Source organism: Ruegeria sp. CRTD044, assembly GCF_059613485.1.
In genome coordinates this window covers 73,554-89,743 of the sequence record NZ_JBXWSP010000003.1, presented here as the reverse complement: position 1 = coordinate 89,743, position 16,190 = coordinate 73,554, and the positions used below count along the sequence as shown (strand labels likewise).

Sequence of the window (16,190 nt, the reverse complement as noted above, 5' to 3'; positions counted from 1 at the left end):
ATGTGGCAGACTCGATCTGTCATTCCGGAGGAGCAAAATGGAAATAACCACGATTGACGCGCCAGATCACGAGCGTGTGGTCGAATTCAAAGACGCCGCCAGCGGGCTTTCGGGCTTTGTGGCGATCCACTCCACGCAATTGGGGCCTGCAGCGGGTGGCGTGCGGATGCGCACCTATGGCCACCCGTCCGAGGCGCTGGACGATGCGCTGCGCCTGTCGCGGGGCATGACCTACAAGAACGCCGCGGCCGATCTGCCGCTGGGCGGGGGCAAGGCCGTGATCATCGGCGACCCGAGTGCGGACAAGACGCCCCGGTTGCTGCAGGCCTTCGGGCGCGTGGTCCAAAGCCTTGGCGGCCAATACTGGACTGCCGAGGACATGGGGATGACCCCGGCCGACATGGCCCAGATCGGCACCGAAACCGAATATGTCGCCGGTCTGCCCGATGGCCCGTTCGCCAGCGGCGACCCGTCGCCCATCACCGCCCGCGGGATCTTCAACGCCATCCGCGTGACTGCGCGGCATCGGTTCGGGTCCGCGGACCTGAGCGGCAAGACCGTCTCGGTGCAGGGGCTGGGCCATGTGGGCGAACATCTGTGCGCGCTGCTGAATGATGCCGGGGCGAAACTGGTGATCACCGACATCGATACGGGCCAGACCGCCCGGCTGGCGGACCGGTTCGCGGCGCAGGCCGTCGCGCCCAATGCGATCTATGCGGCCGAGGCGGATATTTTCGCGCCCTGCGCGATCGGTGGCATTCTGAACGAAACCAGCATTCCGTTGCTGAAGGTCGGCGCGGTGGCCGGTGGAGCCAACAACCAGCTGGCGACCGATGCCGACGCGCAGCGCCTGCATGACCGCGGCATCATCTACGCCCCGGATTTCGTGGCCAATGGCGGCGGGATCGTGAACGTCGCGACCGAGATCCTGAAGATCAAGGACCGCGAAGCCTGGGTCGGTCAGCGGCTCGAGGCGCTGGAGCGGACGATGGACCGCATCCTGACCCGCGCCAAGGTCGATGGCGTCAGCCCCCATGCGGTGGCCGAATCCATCGTCGAGGAAAAACTGCACCCGCAGGCCGCCTGACCTGCAACGAAAAACGCCGCCCCGGATAAGGGGCGGCGCTGCAGTTTCTGTCTGGTGCTCAGGCGCGGCCGGCGCCCACCATCCCCACGATCTCGTAGGTGCGGCTGAGGATCGGAGCCGCGATCTCCCGCGCCCGTTCGGCGCCACGGTCCAGGATCCTGTCGATCTCGGCCTGATCGCCCATCAGCCGCGCCATCTCGGTCGAGATCGGCGACAGCTTAGCGACCGCCAGATCGGCCAGCATCGGCTTGAATTCACCGAACTGCTTGCCACCGACCTCGGCCAGAATCTGCTCGACCGTCTGATCGCTGAGCGCGGCATAGATGTTGACCAGGTTGCGCGCCTCGGGGCGGCCTTCCAGCCCGTCCACCTCCGAGGGCAGGGCATCAGGGTCGGTCTTTGCCTTGCGGATCTTCTTGGCGATGGTGTCGGCATCGTCGGTCATGTTGATCCGGCTCATGTCGGACGGATCCGACTTGGACATTTTCTTGGCCCCGTCGCGCAGGCTCATCACGCGCGTCGCCGCGCCCTCGATCACCGGCTCGGTAGTCGGGAAGAAATCGACGCCATAGTCGTGGTTGAACTTGATGGCGATGTCGCGGGTCAGCTCAAGATGCTGTTTCTGGTCGTCGCCCACCGGGACATGGGTCGCGTGATAGACCAGAATGTCGGCGGCCATCAGCGAGGGATAGGCGAACAGGCCCAGCGAGGCGTTCTGCTGGTTCTTGCCCGCCTTGTCCTTCCACTGGGTCATGCGCTGCATCCAGCCCATGCGCGCGACACAGTTGAAGATCCAGGCCAGTTGCGCGTGCTCGGGCACCTGGGACTGGTTGAACAGGATCGACTGTTCCGGGTCGATGCCGGCGGCGATGAAGCCCGCGCACAGCTCGCGCGTGGAATGCGCCAGTTCCTTGGGATCCTGCCAGACGGTGATCGCGTGAAGATCGACCATGCAGTACACGGTCTCCATCTCCGGCCCCTGCATGTCCACAAAACGCTTGAGCGCACCAAGGTAGTTGCCAAGATGCAGGTTTCCCGAGGGTTGGATGCCGGAAAACACGCGCGGCGTGAACTTGGTCTCGGTCATGGAAGGGAACTCCCGTCTGGAAAAATAAGCCTCCGTCGCTTACCCATGAGGCAAAGGGACGTCAACAGCCGCGAAAGGCCCGCCCAATGAGCAGCGAGCATTACACACCCCCCGTGAACCCCCTGCCACCCGTGGTGGTGGCGCTGGTTTTGTTCATCATGGGGATCGAACTTGCCTTCACCCTCGGCACGCGGGGCCTGGTCGGCGGACCGGGCGCGGTAGGCTGGCGGCTGGAGGCGATCCAGCGCTATTCCTTCTCGGCGGACATCTTCGACTGGATGGTGATGAACGGGCGTTGGCCGGTCGAGCATGTGATCCGGTTTTTCACCTACCCCTTCGTGTCAGGCAGCTTTACCCAGGCGCTTTTTGTCTGCGTCTTTGTTTTGGCGATGGGCAAGATGGTGGGTGAGGTCTTTGGCGGTTTTGCGATGCTGGTGATCTTTGTGCTGTCCGGCGTGGGCGGGGCGCTGGCCTATGCGGTGCTGCTGGACCCGCGCTATCCGCTGGTCGGGGGCTTCCCGCCGGTCTACGGCCTGATCGGTGCGTTCACCTGGCTGCTATGGCGCAGGCTGTCGCTGGTCGGAGAGAACCAGGCGCGGGCGTTCCAGTTGATCGCGGTGCTGATGGGCATCCAACTGCTGTTCGGGCTGATCTTCGGCGGCACCTCGGATTGGGTGGCCGATCTGGGTGGGTTCGCGACCGGGTTCGGGCTGTCGTTTTTCGTGGCGCCGGGCGGATGGGCGCGGCTGGTGGGGCGTATCCGGCGGGACTGAGGTGGTCAGGACCTTCGCAGGGCGGACCGGAACTCGGGCAGACGGAACGCGCCCAGCAGGTGGCCCAGAAGGAAGTAAGATGCCGCGGCGACAACGATCAGGCCCAGCAAGGCCAGATAGCGCCAGCCCGGAACCTCGAACGTCCAACCGAACAGCTGCATCGATGCGATCAGCACCACGCCCATTCCGATTGAGGCGGCCAATATCCTGGGCGCGCGGCGTTTGAACCGGTCGTCGAAACGGGCTTCGTCGCCCATGCGCCGGGCGCCCAGTGCCAACAGCGCCACCATGCCCCACCCGGCGGCTGAGGCCGCGATGGCCGGGGCGATCCAGCCGACGATTGGGTACAGCCCAAAGGCCAGAACGGCGTTGATGACCATCGCCACCATGGCATACCGGAAGGGCGCGCGGGTATCCTCGCGGGCGAAGAACAGCGGTTGCAGCAGCTTTTGCAGCATGAAAGCCGGCAGTCCGATGCCATAGACCGCCACGGCCAGAGCGGTGGCAGCCGTGTCTTCGGGGGTGAACTGTCCACGTTCGAACAGGACCGAGACCAGCGGAACCGGGATGAGCACGAAAGCCACGGTGGCCGGAATGGTCAGCAACAGGGTGAACTCTCCGGCGCGGGAAAAGGCGTTGCGCGCGCCATCGCCGTCCCCCGCGCGCAGGCGGCGTGACAGGTCGGGCAACAGCACGATGCCCACGGCGATGCCGACCACGCCCAACGGCAGCTGATACAACCGGTCGGCGGCAAAGAGCCAGCTGATGGCCTTTTCGGTCTTTGATGCGACCAACTGCCCAACAACGAGATTCACCTGCGTCACACCCATGGCAAGTGCCGCCGGTACCGCGATCCGAACCATGTTGCGCATTTCAGGGCTGAGCTTCGGCCGGCCGAACCGGATGCGAATTCCGGCGCGTTCGGTGGCGACCCAAACCAGCGCCAGTTGAGCGACCCCGGCAATGGGTATGACGGCGATGAGCCAACGGATGACCTCGCCACCGGTTGCCGCGCCCACGATCAGTGCCGTGCAGGCGAAGATGTTCAGCAGGACCGGCGCCGCCGCCGCGGCCGCAAAGCGCCCCGTGGCATTGAGAACCCCGGAAAACAGCGCGGCCAAGGACATGAACAGGATGTAGGGAAAGACGACATATCCGTAGTCGACCGCCAGATCGAAACGTTCGTCGCCATAGAACCCCTCGGCCGTCAGCCAGACCAGCCCCGGCATGAACACCATGGCCAGCCCGACCAGCGCCAGAACGGCCGCCGCCAGCAGGTTGAACGCATCCTGCGCAAACCCTTGCGCGTCTTCGCCGCCCTCCAGCCGTTTCGAGAACATCGGAACAAAGGCCGCATTGAAAGCGCCCTCGGCGAAGAACCGGCGGAACATGTTGGGCAGGCGGAAGGCTGCGACAAAAGCATCCATGACCGGCCCCGGCCCGATATAGGCTGTCAGCAGAATTTCCCGCAGAAAGCCCAGAATACGGCTGGCAAGGGTCCAGAACCCGACCGTGAACAGGCCCGAGAACAGGCGGATCTGCTTCATGAGGCCGCTCGCTCGGCGCCTTCGGTGATCGCGGTGCGCAGCTTGGCTTCCAGCGTCCTCTGCTTGGCCTCCGAGTGGTATTTGAGCCCGAACATGTCCTTGACGTAGAACGTATCCACCACCTGCTCGCCATAGGTCGCGATCACGGCATTGGCGATATAGACATTGGCGGCGGCAAGGGTCCGGGCCAGATCATAGAGCAGGCCGGGCCGGTCGCGGGTATCGACTTCGATGATCGTGTAGATCTCGGACCCTTCATTGTCGAAGATGATGTGCGTCGGGACGTTGAACGCCTTTTCCCGCTTCTTGATCTTGTCGCGGGACCTGAGCGCCTCGCGGGCCACCACTTCGCCCTTGAGGGTGCGGTGGATCATCTGGGTCAGGCGCGGCAGACGCGACAACTCGAACGGGTGTCCGTCAGCGTCCTGAATCCAGAACGCGTCGGTCACGTAGCCGTCCTTGGTGGTATAGCTGCGGGCATCAACCACGTTTGCGCCCACGAGCGCCAGTGCGCCGGCGATGCGGGCAAAGATACCTGGGTGGTCGGCCATCGCGAAACAGGCGCGGGTGGCGTCGCGATCCTCGTCTGGTTGCAGGCGGATCTCCATCGCGCCAGGGTCACCATCGGCTTCCAGTGCGCGCAACATCTCAGCGAATTCGACATGGGTCGAGAGGTTGAGCCCCTGCCAATACGGATCATAGTGCCGCCCGGTTTCCGTCTTGAGATCGGCCTTGGACCAGGCAGACAACGCGTCACGCAGCGCTTTCTTGGCCTCGGCGCCACGATTGGCACGGTTGAGGTCCTCCATGCCGGTTTCCAGCGCGCGCTTGGTTTCCGCATGCAAGGCCCGTAGCAGGGTGGCCTTCCAGTTGTTCCAGGTGTTCGGCCCAACGCCGCGGATGTCGCAGACTGTCAGGACAGTCAGCAGATCCAGCCGTTTGACGGTCTGAACCGCCTTGGCAAAGTCGCGCACCGTGCGTGGGTCCGAGATGTCGCGCTTCTGTGCCATGTCCGACATCAGCAGGTGATAGCGCACCAGCCATTCGACGGTTTCGCATTCTTTCTTGTTCAGCCCCAGCCGAGGCGCGACCGTCCGTGCGATTTTGGCCCCCAGGATCGAGTGATCCTCGGGGCGGCCCTTGGCGATGTCGTGCAACAGCAAAGCGACGTAAAGCACACGCCGGTTCACTCCGCCCTCGAGGATCGACGAAGCCAGCGGCAGCGCTTCGACAAGTTCGCCCCGTTCGATCTGCGCCAGGTTGATGATGCACTGGATCGTATGCTCGTCCACCGTGTAGCTGTGGTACATGTTGAACTGCATCATCGCCACGATGGGCTCGAACTCGGGGATGAAGGCCGACAGAACGCCCAACTCGTTCATGCGGCGCAGCGCGCGTTCGGGATTGCCGTGTTTCAGCATCAGATCCAGAAAGATGCGCCTCGCCTCTTTGTCGTTGCGCATTTCGTCATCGATCAGGTGCAGGTTGGCCGTGACCAGCCGCATCGCATCGGGATGGATCAGCATTCCCGTGCGCAGACCTTCCTCGAACAGACGCAGTAGATTCAGCTTGTCGGACAGAAAGCTTTTGGGGTCGGCCACATCCAGCCGGCCATGTACAACCCTATAGCCCGCCTTGACCCGTGGCTTGCGGCTGAAGATGCGTTCCAGCAACGGCGCGTTTTTCATATGTGCTGCTTCAAGCTTGGTCAGGAAGATCCGTGTCAGCTCGCCCACTTGAGTGGCTTCTCGGAAATAGCGCTGCATGAAGATTTCGACGGCCCGGCGGCCCGCTCGGTCTTCGTAACCCATCCGGTCGGCCACCTCGACCTGCAGATCAAAGGTCAGCTGTTCGGTTGCGCGCCGTGTCACCAGATGAAGATGCGAACGTACGGCCCAAAGGAAGTCTTCGGCCTGCACGAACGTGTTGAATTCGTCTTGGGTGAACAGCCCCAGCGGGACAAGTTCAGCCACGTCGTGAACGCCGTAGATGTATTTGGCGATCCAATACAGCGACTGCAGGTCACGAAGGCCGCCTTTGCCTTCTTTCACGTTCGGTTCGACCATGTAACGCTCGCCCTGCTTGTGGTGGCGTTCGTCGCGTTCATGCAGTTTGGCTTCGATGAATTCGCGTTCGGTTCCTTTGAACAGCTCGGATTTCAGCCGGCTTTCCAGCTCATCGGCCAGGTCCCGATCACCGGCCAGATAGCGCTGTTCCAGCATCGCTGTCCGGATCGTGAAATCCTCGTCTCCCAGACGCAGGCAATCACGGATCGTGCGCGAGGAATGGCCGACTTTCAGCCGCAGATCCCAGAGAATGTACAGCATCGACTCGATCACGCTCTCGGCCCAGGCCGTGATCTTGTAGGGAGTCAGAAACAGCAGATCGACATCCGAAAACGGCGCCATCTCGCCGCGCCCATAGCCGCCCACCGCCAAAACCGCCATCTTCTCGCCCTGGGTCGGGTTGGCCAATGGATGCAGATGCTGTCCGGCCACAGTCATCGCGGCGCAGACCAGCCCATCGGTCAGATAGGTGTAGGATCGCGTCAAAGGCCGGGCGTCGAAGGGCCGGGCGGTGAACGCCTCCTCGATGGCCTGACGCCCGGATTTCTGAGCATCCCGCAGAATCCGGACGGCCTCGTTTCGGGCTGCGGCCGTCTCCGGAATGTCTTTCAGGGCCTTCGACAGCAGCGCGTTGACCTTTTCGCCATCGAAGATTTCGCTGGCGTCGCAGATCAATGCGCCAGCCGGCGCGGGGATCGTCACAAGCTGATCAGAAACCGGCGCCAGAGAAGCTTTGCGGGGCAGGGTCAATCACAACTACCTGTTTGTTCTGGATCGTGGCCACGGCCAGACCTCGTTCATTCGTACCGTTCGGGCGCAGACGGAAAATTCCGCCAACACCCTGGAACCCGGCATTCTGGGTCAGGGCCGCGGCGGAAAGGGCATTGGACTTCCCTTGGCTGGCCAGAGCGCCGATGGCGGCGATGCCGTCATAGGCCAGGCCGCTGATCGGATGCGGTGCCTCGCCATAGGTCGCGTTGTAGCGCACGCGATAGGCCTGGGCCTTGGCAGGGTCGGGCAAGGCAAACCACCCGCCTTGCACGCCCGGTAGTTCCAGCGTCTGGGCCGGAATATCCCAGCGGGTCAGGCCAATATATTGCACGGTTGCCGGTGAGACACCGGCCTCGGGCAGCAACTGGCTGAAGAGCGGCAGCGCGCCGGCGGTCGTGGCGGTCAAAAAGAGCGAATCCGCCCCCGTCGAGTCCACAGTTGCCTTGATTGCAGGGATGGCGTCGATCACACCCTGCTGAGATCGATCAAAACCGACCACACCCGCATTCGCCACACGGCTGTTGCCAAGTGCGTTCGAGATTGCCGCCTGGCCCAATTGGCCTGCCGCATCATTGCTGTGCACGATGACTGTGCTTTTCTTTCCCTGTTTGCCGGCGTAGCTGACAAGCCGGTTGGCCGTGTTGTCGAAGGTCGGGCCAAGGACAAACACGTTTCCGCCGGCAATGCTTGTATTGTTCGAGAAGGATAGAACGTTCACGTTCTTGCTCAGAACCGCAAGGCCCGCAGCATTTGCAGCCTGCGCGTAGACCGGCCCCAGAATGACCTTTGCGCCGTCGGCAACGGCCTGTTGTGCAACTGCGGCTGCCGTGTTCGGATTGCCGGCAGTGTCATAGACGCGAAGATCGATCTTGACGTTGTTCAGATCGGCCATGGCCAGCCGGGCAGCGTTCTCAAGGCTTTGCGCCAACGCGGCGTCGCCCGATTTGGGCACCAGCAGGGCTACGGGGATCGGCTCTGACGTATCTATCGACGGTCCGCGCCCGGTGGCGCCGGGTTCGCAGGCGGCCAAAAATGCCGCCGCGGTCAGGCCGATGGCGATTTTCGCCAGTTTGCGAACGGGCTTGCAAACGGTAAACATCTAAATGAAAACTCCCTGATCCGGCGGCAAAGAACGCTGCTGTTCTATCACGCCGCGATAATAAACGTCACGCTGCGAGGGTCCAGCTTTGAATTTCCAAAAGGTAAGATTGGCTGGGGGGCTGTATTTTGTTGCCACTCCGATCGGAACGGCGCGCGACATTACGCTCAGGGCGCTGGACGTTCTGGCCTCGGCGGATGTGATTGCGGCGGAAGATACACGCAGCCTGCGCAGACTGATGGAGATTCACGGTGTACCCCTCGAAGGGCGGCGCATCCTGGCCTATCACGACCACAGCGGCACGGCTGCGCGTGAAAAACTGATTGCCGAACTGTCAAAGGGCAAGTCCGTGGCCTACGCGTCCGAGGCCGGCATGCCCCTGATCGCCGATCCGGGATACGACCTGGGCAAACAGGCGGCCGAGGCCGGATTCACCGTGACCTGCGCGCCGGGACCCTCGGCGGCGCTGACCGCCCTGACGCTTGCCGGGTTGCCGACCGATGCCTTCTTCTTTGCAGGGTTCCTACCGAATGCGGCCGGCGCGCGCCGGTCGCGGATCGAGGCGCTGCGGGACATTCCGGGGACACTTGTGTTTTACGAATCCCCCAAACGCCTGGCGGCGTGCCTGGCGGACCTGGCGCAGGTTCTGGGCGGTGATCGGCAGGCGGCCATGTGCCGGGAACTGACCAAGAAGTTCGAGGAAGTCCGGCGGGGTAGCCTGGCAGAGCTGTCCGAACAGTATCGAGATGCCACTGTGAAGGGCGAGATCGTCTTGCTGGTGGACCGTGCCCATTCACAAGCCGTTAACGATTCAGATGTAGAAGAAGCGTTGCGACAGGCTCTGGAAACGCACTCGGTCCGGGATGCGGCAGATCTGGTGTCCAGGATGTATGATTTGCCAAGGCGGCCGATTTACCAGAAGGCCTTGCAACTGGGAAAGGGATGACATGGCGCGACGGTCGGTCCAAGGCTCGGTTTCCTATCACGCCGGGCAGGCGGCCGAGCACAGCGTCGCTGCCGACTACGAAAGCCGAGGGTTCAAGGTCTGTCACAGGCGCTGGCGCGGCGCCGGGGGCGAGATCGACCTGATCGTTCGGGATGCGCAGGGCCTTGTTTTCGTCGAGGTCAAGAAAAGCCAAAGCTTTGACACTGCCGCCGCGCGGATCAGCAAGCGTCAGATCGACAGAATATATGCCTCGGCGGCGCAGTATTTGGCGCAGGAACCGGGCGGGCAGCTGACCAATGTCCGGTTCGATGCGGCGCTGGTGGATGCAACAGGCGCAGTGCAAATCGTCGAAAACGCCTTTGGTCAGGGCTGATCGCCATTGAACACCCGTCCCCGCTGGGCCATGTATCTGGCGTGACTACGAGGGACACGCCATGAAAATCGCCTTTCAGATGGACCCGATCGGGGCCGTGGACATCAATGCCGACAGCTCGTTCCGGCTGGCCGAAGAAGCCCAGGCCCGTGGGCACCAGCTGTTTTACTACGGACCTGATCAACTGGCCTATCAAGAAGGGCGCATCACCGCCCGCGGTCACGACATGACGGTGCAGCGGGTTGCGGACCAGCCGGCGGTTCTGGGACCTGAGCGCGAGGTTGACCTGGCGGATTTCGATGTCGTCTGGCTTCGGCAGGACCCGCCGTTTGACATGCACTATATTACCTCAACGCACCTGCTGGATCAGTTGCGCGGTCAGGCGCTGGTGGTGAATGATCCGTTCTGGGTGCGAAACTACCCGGAGAAGCTGCTGGTTCTGGATTTTCCCGACCTGACACCGCCCACCACGATCGCCCGCGATCTGCGGACCATCAAGGCGTTCAAGGAAAAGCACGGCGACATCATCCTCAAGCCGCTCTATGGCAATGGAGGGGCTGGCGTGTTCCGACTGGATGCCGATGACCGCAACCTGACCTCGTTGCACGAGCTGTTCACGGGCTTCTCGCGAGAGCCGCTGATCGTTCAGAAATTCCTGCCGGATGTGCGCAACGGCGACAAGCGGGTGATCCTGGTCGATGGTGAGCCGGTCGGCGCGATCAACCGCGTTCCGGCCGAGGGTGAGACCCGGTCGAACATGCATGTGGGCGGCCGTCCCGAAAAGATCGGCCTGACCGACCGCGATCTTGAAATCTGCGCGGCCATCGGACCGCTCTTGAAGGAAAAGGGCCAGATCTTCGTGGGTATCGACGTGATCGGAGACTATCTGACCGAAATCAACGTGACGTCGCCCACCGGAATCCAGGAATTGGAGCGGTTCAACGGCACAAATATCGCCGAAAAGATCTGGCAAGCGATCGAGGCCAAGGTCTAAGCCGCAACCCGGGCGCTGATCCTGTAGCTCAGCGCCTCGGCCACATGGGGGCGGCGCACATCGGGCGCGCCCTCGAGATCGGCAATGGTGCGGGCCACGCGCAGAATGCGGTGGTAGGCCCGCGCCGACAGGCCGAACCGCTCGGCCGCCTTGACCAGCAGGTCCTTGCCCTCGGCGTCTGGTGTGGCGACCTCTTCCAGCAGATTGCCTTCGATATCGGCATTCTGGCGAATGCCGGGCGTGTCCTGAAAGCGCCGGGCCTGAACAACGCGCGCCTGCTGCACCCGCGCGGCGACGGTGGCCGAGCTGTCTCCGGATGGCGGCAGGTCAAGGTCGGTAAAGCCCACGGGAGGCACTTCGATCCGCAGGTCGAACCGGTCCATCAGCGGCCCCGAGATGCGGCCCAGATAGTCCTCGCCGCAGACGGGTACGCGCGAGCAGGCGCGTGACGGATCGCTGAGATATCCGCATTTGCACGGGTTCGCCGCCGCCACCAGCATGAACCGGCAGGGGTATTTCACATGGGCGTTGGCGCGGGCGACCATGACTTCGCCGGTCTCGATGGGCTGGCGCAGGGTTTCCAGAACCGTGCGTGGAAATTCGGGGAATTCGTCCATGAACAGGACGCCATTGTGGGCCAGGGAAATCTCGCCGGGTTTCGCGCCTTTTCCGCCGCCCACGATCGCCGCCATCGACGCCGTATGATGCGGTTCGCGGAACGGGCGGGTCCGGCTGATGCCGCCTTCGTCCAGCATGCCGCACAGCGATTGGATCATCGAGGTCTCGAGCGCTTCGGTGGGCGTCAGCGGCGGCAGAATGCCGGGCAAGCGGGCGGCGAGCATGGATTTGCCCGATCCCGGCGTGCCGATCATGATCATGTGGTGACGGCCGGCCGCTGCGATTTCCAGTGCGCGTTTTGCCCGTTCCTGCCCTTTGACGTCGCGCAGGTCGCGGGTCGAGGGTTCCAACCTGACCTCGCCGGGCTGGGCGACCGGCAGGGCCGACTGGCCGGTAAAATGGCGCACGACGTCGGCCAGGGACGCGGCCCCGATCACCTGGGTCGCGTCGACCCAGGCCGCCTCGGCACCTGACGCGCGCGGGCACAGCAGCGTGCGGCCCTCGGCCGCGGCGGTCATCGCGGCGGGCAGGGCGCCGGCCACGGGTACCAATGAGCCGTCCAGCGAAAGCTCGCCCAGAGCCATGGTGCCTTCTGCGGCGTCGGCGGGCAGGATGTCGATGGCACAGAGCAGGGCCAGCGCGATCGGCAGGTCGAAATGGCTGCCTTCCTTGGGCAGGTCAGCGGGCGACAGGTTGATCGTGATGCGTTTGGAGGGCAGCGCGATGGCCATTGCGCTAAGCGCGCTGCGCACGCGTTCGCGGGCCTCGGACACGGCCTTGTCCGGCAGACCGACGATTGAAAAGGCGGGCAGCCCGGGGGAGACGGCGCATTGCACCTCGACCGGGCGGGCCTCGACCCCCTGAAAGGCAACGGTATGAGCGCGGGCGACCATGGCGATCCTGTTCGTGGTTAACAGGACCTTGCTGCCATGGGGCCGGTTTAGGAATGGTTAACGGTCACACCGCTTGCCGGATCATTTGCGTGAATTTCGGCCACGCTCCGGGGTCGGCCACAGTTTCGTCGCGGCATAAGGTGTTGCAGAAGCCCCATCGATTTCCATCCAGCTCCAGAAATGCGGTCACCGGTTTGCCGGAATAGGGGCAGAGGTCATTGATCGACGGCCCCGCCTCAACTGCGCGGGCTGTCGAGGCTCCGCCGATCGGCCAGGGCTCGGCGTCGAGCGGCTGGTCATAGGGAAACGGGTCGTAGTCGACAGTCAGACCCATCGCGCGCCATTGTCGAACCGCCGGGTCCGACAACAATTCCATGCAGTAGTCGTGGTTCTGCACGGACACGGGCAGACCGTAGCCGATGATCCGGGCCGCGACCGGCGTATAGAACACATCGGCCAGGGAATAGCTGCCGAGCAATGGGCCGGACGTCGTGCCCGAGATCTTGCGCGCATGCGCCCATAGGGTCTCGATCCGGGTCAGATCGGCGCGGGTTTCGCCGGACGGCTCGAACCCTTTCCAGCGGTGCTTGAGTTGCATGGGGCAGGCAGACCGCAGCGCCTGGAACCCGGCGACCATCTCGGCACACAGCCAACGGGCGGTTGCGCGGGCGGCAGCGTCTTGCGGCCACAGCCCGGCATCGGGGTGGCGTTCGGCGAGCGTCTCGGCCATGGCGAGGCTTTCGCCGACCACCGTGCCGTCGGGCAGGCGCAGCGCAGGGACCAGACGGGCCGGGGCCAGCGGCTGCATATCCCGGGCCATCGTGCCCGAATACAGGCCGATCATGTGGGTCGTGTGGGGCAGGCCGGATTTTTCCAGCATCAGCCAGCCGCGCATGGACCAGCTTGAAAACAGGCGGTCCCCGATGAAAAGGTCATATGTCATGGCCCGAGGATGGTCGACCGCCCGATATCAGTAAAACGCTGAATTGTGCGCGCCGTGTTCACGGAAGATGATTGATCCGGCCGGCCGACCAGGTTTTGCCGTCAAAGGCCAACTCGGTCACCGAGAGGTTGTCGATGCGATGGGCGAAGGTCTGTTGCGCGTCCAGGTCAAGGGCGCGCTGTACTTGGGTCAGGATCACGCCGAAATGGGCCACGATGACCAGATCGGCGCCTGTATGCATACCGATCAACCCGTCGATCGCCGTGTCGACCCGGGCGCGGACCGCGTTCCAGCTTTCGCCGTTGGGCGGGCGCACGTCGCCGGGGCTGTCCCAATAGGCAAAGGCCAGTCCGGGGTCTTCGGCCTCGATCTCGGCGAAGGCGCGCATCTCCCATGTCCCGAAATGGATCTCGCGCAGATCGGGATGGTGCGGCAGCCGGCGGCGCCTGCCCTGAATGGCCGTGGCCGTATCCGCGGCGCGCGTCAGGTCCGATGAAATGACCAGCGCATCCCGCGGCAGGTGATCGTGCAGGCGCGCGAGGGCCGCGTGGTCGCTCAGGTCGGCGGGAATATCGGACCAGCCCACCATCGTCTTGGCATGGGTCGGGCCGTGGCGGACAAGATGCAACCGGGTCACGGCAACTGACCTTTCAAAACCTGCGGCAGTCCCGCGATGACCTGAACCACAAGGTCGGCTTGGGCGGCGAGGGCGATGTTCAACCGCCCCTGCGCCTCGCGGAATTTGCGGGCCAGTGCATTGTCGGGAACGATACCGAGCCCCACCTCGTTCGAGACGATCACGATCTGCGCGGGGCAGGCCCGTAGCGCGGCCAAAAGGGCGGCCTGTTCCTGTTCAAGATCGCTGTCGGCCAGCAGGTGATTGCTGAGCCACATCGTTGCGCAATCGATCAGACAGACCTGATCCGGGCTCAGCCCCGCCAGCGCCGGGCGCAAGTCCATCGGGGCTTCGATCGTGGCCCAGCCGTCGCCTCTTTGGTCCACATGGCGCCTGATTTTTAGGCGCATCTCATCATCAAACACTTGTGATGTTGCCAAGTATATCCGGGTTTTTCCTGTTGAAACAATGATTTGCTCGGCAAATGCAGATTTTCCCGATGCCGCGCCACCCAGGACAAAGGTTAAATCGGGATGCATTTTTTACTACCTTTACAGTGATCCACCCGGTGCGCCCTTGCGTATCGACCATACGTCGGCAAGGCAAGACCGGCGGCGCCTACGACAGATGGGAGAGCTGCATGGCACTGGATAACCCGAACGACTTCTCGATGTCCCGGCAGGCTATGAAAGCCGAATTGCTGGATGCGGAAACCGAATTGCGCCTGGCGTATGCTTGGCGCGACGAACGCGACGAACAGGCCCTTCACCGGTTGATAACGGCTTATATGCGGCTGGCAATTTCAATGGCGGCCAAGTTCAAACGCTATGGCGCGCCGATGAATGACCTGATCCAAGAGGCCGGGCTGGGCCTGATGAAGGCCGCTGACAAGTTCGACCCGGATCGCGGGGTCCGCTTTTCGACCTATGCGGTGTGGTGGATCAAGGCCAGCATTCAGGACTACGTGATGCGCAACTGGTCGATGGTACGGACCGGTTCCACATCGTCCCAGAAATCCCTTTTCTTCAACATGCGTCGCGTTCAGGCCCGGCTGGAGCGCGAAGCCGCGACCGATGGCGTAGAATTGGACCGTCATCAGCTGCACCAGATGATTGCGGCCGAGATCGGTGTACCGCTGCGCGATGTTGAGATGATGCACGGCCGGTTGGCCGGCTCAGACTTTTCCCTGAACGCCGTTCAATCGGCTGACGAGGATGGTCGCGAGTGGATCGACGCGTTGGAGGATGATCGCGAGCAGGCTGCGGAAACTGTCGAGAACAGCCATGATACCCGCCAATTGCGGGAATGGTTGATCACGGCGATGCAGGCGCTCAACGATCGGGAGCGGTTCATTGTGCGCGAGCGCAAGCTGCGCGAGCCGGCGCGCACATTGGAAAGCCTGGGTCAGGAACTGGGTTTGTCTAAGGAACGCGTGCGACAGCTTGAGGCAGCGGCGTTCGTGAAGATGCGCAAGAACCTTGAAGCTCAATCGCGCGAGGTGCAACACTTCTTCGCATGAGACATCTTGCGATTCTGACGGCGGCCGTGCTGTCGCTGACACTTTTGACCCGGCCAGTTCTGGCCGGGGACCTTATCCCCGACGATATTTTGGCACAGATGAAGGATGCCGATGTCGTGATCCTTGGCGAAGTTCACGACAACCCGCTGCATCACTTGGTCCAGACCGAAGCGATTGCGGACATCGACCCGTCTGCGATGGTCTGGGAAATGGTGACCGAGGAAGGGGCTCAGAGACTGGCGCAGACTGCCGCCTCGAATCCCGAGGAGCTGTCACGCATCCTGAGATGGGCCGAAACGGGATGGCCTCCGCTCAGCATGTATTACCCTGTTTTCCAAGCATCAGAGGCCCCGGTATACGGAGCGATGGTGCCGCGCGCGGCTGCGCGGGCGGCGATGGAACGCGGTGCCGCAACGACTCTGGGCGCGGATGCGGCGCGGTACGGGTTGAACATTCCGCTGGCGCCCGAGGATCAAGCGGCGCGCGAGGCCGAGCAATTGGCGGCGCATTGCAACGCACTTCCGGCGGAGGCCTTGCCGCAACTGGTGGCGATCCAGCGTTTGCGCGATGCTGTTCTGACCCGGGCCATTCTGCGTGCAATTGATGAAACCGGCGGTCCAGTGGCGGTGATTACCGGAAACGGGCACGCGCGCAAGGATCAGGGTATTCCGACCTTTCTGTCGCGGCTGCGTCCGGGCCTGAAGGTCTTTGTTCTCGGTCAGTCCGAAGACGGTGTCGTGACGGGTGAATTTGACGCGGTGATTGACAGCCCTGCGGCCGAACGCGAAGACCCCTGCAAGGCCTTCGAGACTCAGAATTAAGCGCTGGAACTCGGGACATGGGTTGCATAGTGTCGAG

Annotated in this window: 15 protein-coding genes; 7 read left to right on the top strand and 8 right to left on the bottom strand. The window is 63.1% G+C overall.

Translation table 11 applies throughout. The features are described from left to right. The first annotated feature begins 37 nt into the window (after positions 1–37). The gene (locus AC2FNL_RS01390) at positions 38–1,087 is read left to right on the top strand and encodes a Glu/Leu/Phe/Val family dehydrogenase (RefSeq protein ID WP_496831897.1); all 1,050 of its coding nucleotides are present in this window, start codon (positions 38–40) and stop codon (positions 1,085–1,087) included. Positions 1,088–1,145: 58 nt separating this feature from the next. On the opposite strand, the gene trpS is transcribed toward AC2FNL_RS01390, so the two are convergent. Continuing rightward, a complete protein-coding gene (gene trpS, locus AC2FNL_RS01385) occupies positions 1,146–2,174 on the bottom strand; it encodes a tryptophan--tRNA ligase (RefSeq protein WP_496831895.1) in 1,029 nt (342 codons plus the stop codon). A gap of 86 nt (positions 2,175–2,260) precedes the next feature. Here trpS and AC2FNL_RS01380 point away from each other — a divergent pair, with 86 nt between their 5' ends. Next, entirely contained in the window at positions 2,261–2,947 is a 687-nt protein-coding gene (locus tag AC2FNL_RS01380; protein WP_170342144.1) for a rhomboid family intramembrane serine protease, read from the top strand. A 5-nt stretch (positions 2,948–2,952) separates the two neighbouring features. Here the strand turns inward: AC2FNL_RS01380 and murJ are convergent, their stop codons facing one another. The 3 genes from murJ to AC2FNL_RS01365 are packed head-to-tail and all read right to left on the bottom strand — an operon-like array spanning position 2,953 to position 8,430. Beyond that, positions 2,953–4,494 carry a murein biosynthesis integral membrane protein MurJ gene (murJ, locus tag AC2FNL_RS01375; RefSeq protein WP_496831892.1) on the bottom strand — a complete coding sequence of 514 codons (1,542 nt, stop codon included), beginning with the start codon at positions 4,492–4,494 and terminating at the stop codon, positions 2,953–2,955. Then, positions 4,491–7,310, bottom strand: coding sequence for a [protein-PII] uridylyltransferase (locus AC2FNL_RS01370; RefSeq protein WP_496831890.1), 2,820 nt, complete (start codon positions 7,308–7,310; stop codon positions 4,491–4,493). Before AC2FNL_RS01370 ends, murJ begins: the two co-directional genes overlap by 4 nt. Beyond that, positions 7,270–8,430: a penicillin-binding protein activator gene (locus AC2FNL_RS01365; protein WP_496831888.1), complete on the bottom strand. Its 1,161-nt coding sequence runs from the start codon at positions 8,428–8,430 to the stop codon at positions 7,270–7,272. The genes AC2FNL_RS01370 and AC2FNL_RS01365 overlap by 41 nt, the downstream gene beginning before the upstream one ends. A gap of 88 nt (positions 8,431–8,518) precedes the next feature. On the opposite strand from AC2FNL_RS01365, the gene rsmI reads away from it, so the two are divergent. The 3 genes from rsmI to gshB all read left to right on the top strand — a co-directional run bounded on the left by rsmI (position 8,519) and on the right by gshB (position 10,743). Beyond that, positions 8,519–9,376 (top strand): 16S rRNA (cytidine(1402)-2'-O)-methyltransferase, encoded by an 858-nt coding sequence (gene rsmI / locus AC2FNL_RS01360; protein WP_496831886.1) that lies wholly within the window; start codon positions 8,519–8,521, stop codon positions 9,374–9,376. A gap of 1 nt (position 9,377) precedes the next feature. Continuing rightward, entirely contained in the window at positions 9,378–9,749 is a 372-nt protein-coding gene (locus AC2FNL_RS01355) for a YraN family protein (RefSeq protein WP_170342137.1), read from the top strand. Between the two features lie 61 nt (positions 9,750–9,810). Then, on the top strand, positions 9,811–10,743 hold the full coding sequence (gshB, locus tag AC2FNL_RS01350) for a glutathione synthase (RefSeq protein ID WP_496831884.1): 933 nt from the start codon (positions 9,811–9,813) through the stop codon (positions 10,741–10,743). Here gshB and AC2FNL_RS01345 read toward each other — a convergent pair. The 4 genes from AC2FNL_RS01345 to cobU all read right to left on the bottom strand — a co-directional run bounded on the left by AC2FNL_RS01345 (position 10,740) and on the right by cobU (position 14,352). After that, the gene (locus AC2FNL_RS01345; protein ID WP_496831882.1) at positions 10,740–12,254 is read right to left on the bottom strand and encodes a YifB family Mg chelatase-like AAA ATPase; all 1,515 of its coding nucleotides are present in this window, start codon (positions 12,252–12,254) and stop codon (positions 10,740–10,742) included. The two genes, gshB and AC2FNL_RS01345, sit on opposite strands and share 4 nt — an antisense overlap. A gap of 64 nt (positions 12,255–12,318) precedes the next feature. Further along, the gene (locus AC2FNL_RS01340) at positions 12,319–13,197 is read right to left on the bottom strand and encodes a glutathione S-transferase (RefSeq protein ID WP_496831881.1); all 879 of its coding nucleotides are present in this window, start codon (positions 13,195–13,197) and stop codon (positions 12,319–12,321) included. Positions 13,198–13,255: 58 nt separating this feature from the next. Continuing rightward, on the bottom strand, positions 13,256–13,834 hold the full coding sequence (locus tag AC2FNL_RS01335) for a histidine phosphatase family protein (protein ID WP_496831879.1): 579 nt from the start codon (positions 13,832–13,834) through the stop codon (positions 13,256–13,258). After that, entirely contained in the window at positions 13,831–14,352 is a 522-nt protein-coding gene (cobU, locus tag AC2FNL_RS01330; protein WP_496831877.1) for a bifunctional adenosylcobinamide kinase/adenosylcobinamide-phosphate guanylyltransferase, read from the bottom strand. The genes AC2FNL_RS01335 and cobU overlap by 4 nt, the downstream gene beginning before the upstream one ends. Positions 14,353–14,453: 101 nt before the next feature. Here cobU and AC2FNL_RS01325 point away from each other — a divergent pair, with 101 nt between their 5' ends. Further along, the gene (locus tag AC2FNL_RS01325; protein ID WP_093963433.1) at positions 14,454–15,332 is read left to right on the top strand and encodes an RNA polymerase factor sigma-32; all 879 of its coding nucleotides are present in this window, start codon (positions 14,454–14,456) and stop codon (positions 15,330–15,332) included. After that, positions 15,329–16,153 (top strand): ChaN family lipoprotein, encoded by an 825-nt coding sequence (locus tag AC2FNL_RS01320; protein ID WP_496831875.1) that lies wholly within the window; start codon positions 15,329–15,331, stop codon positions 16,151–16,153. Before AC2FNL_RS01325 ends, AC2FNL_RS01320 begins: the two co-directional genes overlap by 4 nt. The last annotated feature ends 37 nt before the right edge of the window (positions 16,154–16,190 follow it).

Coding starts and splice junctions, on each gene's coding strand:
- AC2FNL_RS01390 (WP_496831897.1), top strand. CDS start 38: ATGGAAATAACCACGATTGACGCGCCAGATCACGAGCGTGTGGTCGAA.
- trpS (WP_496831895.1), bottom strand. CDS start 2,174: ATGACCGAGACCAAGTTCACGCCGCGCGTGTTTTCCGGCATCCAACCC.
- AC2FNL_RS01380 (WP_170342144.1), top strand. CDS start 2,261: ATGAGCAGCGAGCATTACACACCCCCCGTGAACCCCCTGCCACCCGTG.
- murJ (WP_496831892.1), bottom strand. CDS start 4,494: ATGAAGCAGATCCGCCTGTTCTCGGGCCTGTTCACGGTCGGGTTCTGG.
- AC2FNL_RS01365 (WP_496831888.1), bottom strand. CDS start 8,430: ATGTTTACCGTTTGCAAGCCCGTTCGCAAACTGGCGAAAATCGCCATC.
- AC2FNL_RS01355 (WP_170342137.1), top strand. CDS start 9,378: ATGGCGCGACGGTCGGTCCAAGGCTCGGTTTCCTATCACGCCGGGCAG.
- gshB (WP_496831884.1), top strand. CDS start 9,811: ATGAAAATCGCCTTTCAGATGGACCCGATCGGGGCCGTGGACATCAAT.
- AC2FNL_RS01345 (WP_496831882.1), bottom strand. CDS start 12,254: ATGGTCGCCCGCGCTCATACCGTTGCCTTTCAGGGGGTCGAGGCCCGC.
- AC2FNL_RS01340 (WP_496831881.1), bottom strand. CDS start 13,197: ATGACATATGACCTTTTCATCGGGGACCGCCTGTTTTCAAGCTGGTCC.
- cobU (WP_496831877.1), bottom strand. CDS start 14,352: ATGCATCCCGATTTAACCTTTGTCCTGGGTGGCGCGGCATCGGGAAAA.
- AC2FNL_RS01325 (WP_093963433.1), top strand. CDS start 14,454: ATGGCACTGGATAACCCGAACGACTTCTCGATGTCCCGGCAGGCTATG.
- AC2FNL_RS01320 (WP_496831875.1), top strand. CDS start 15,329: ATGAGACATCTTGCGATTCTGACGGCGGCCGTGCTGTCGCTGACACTT.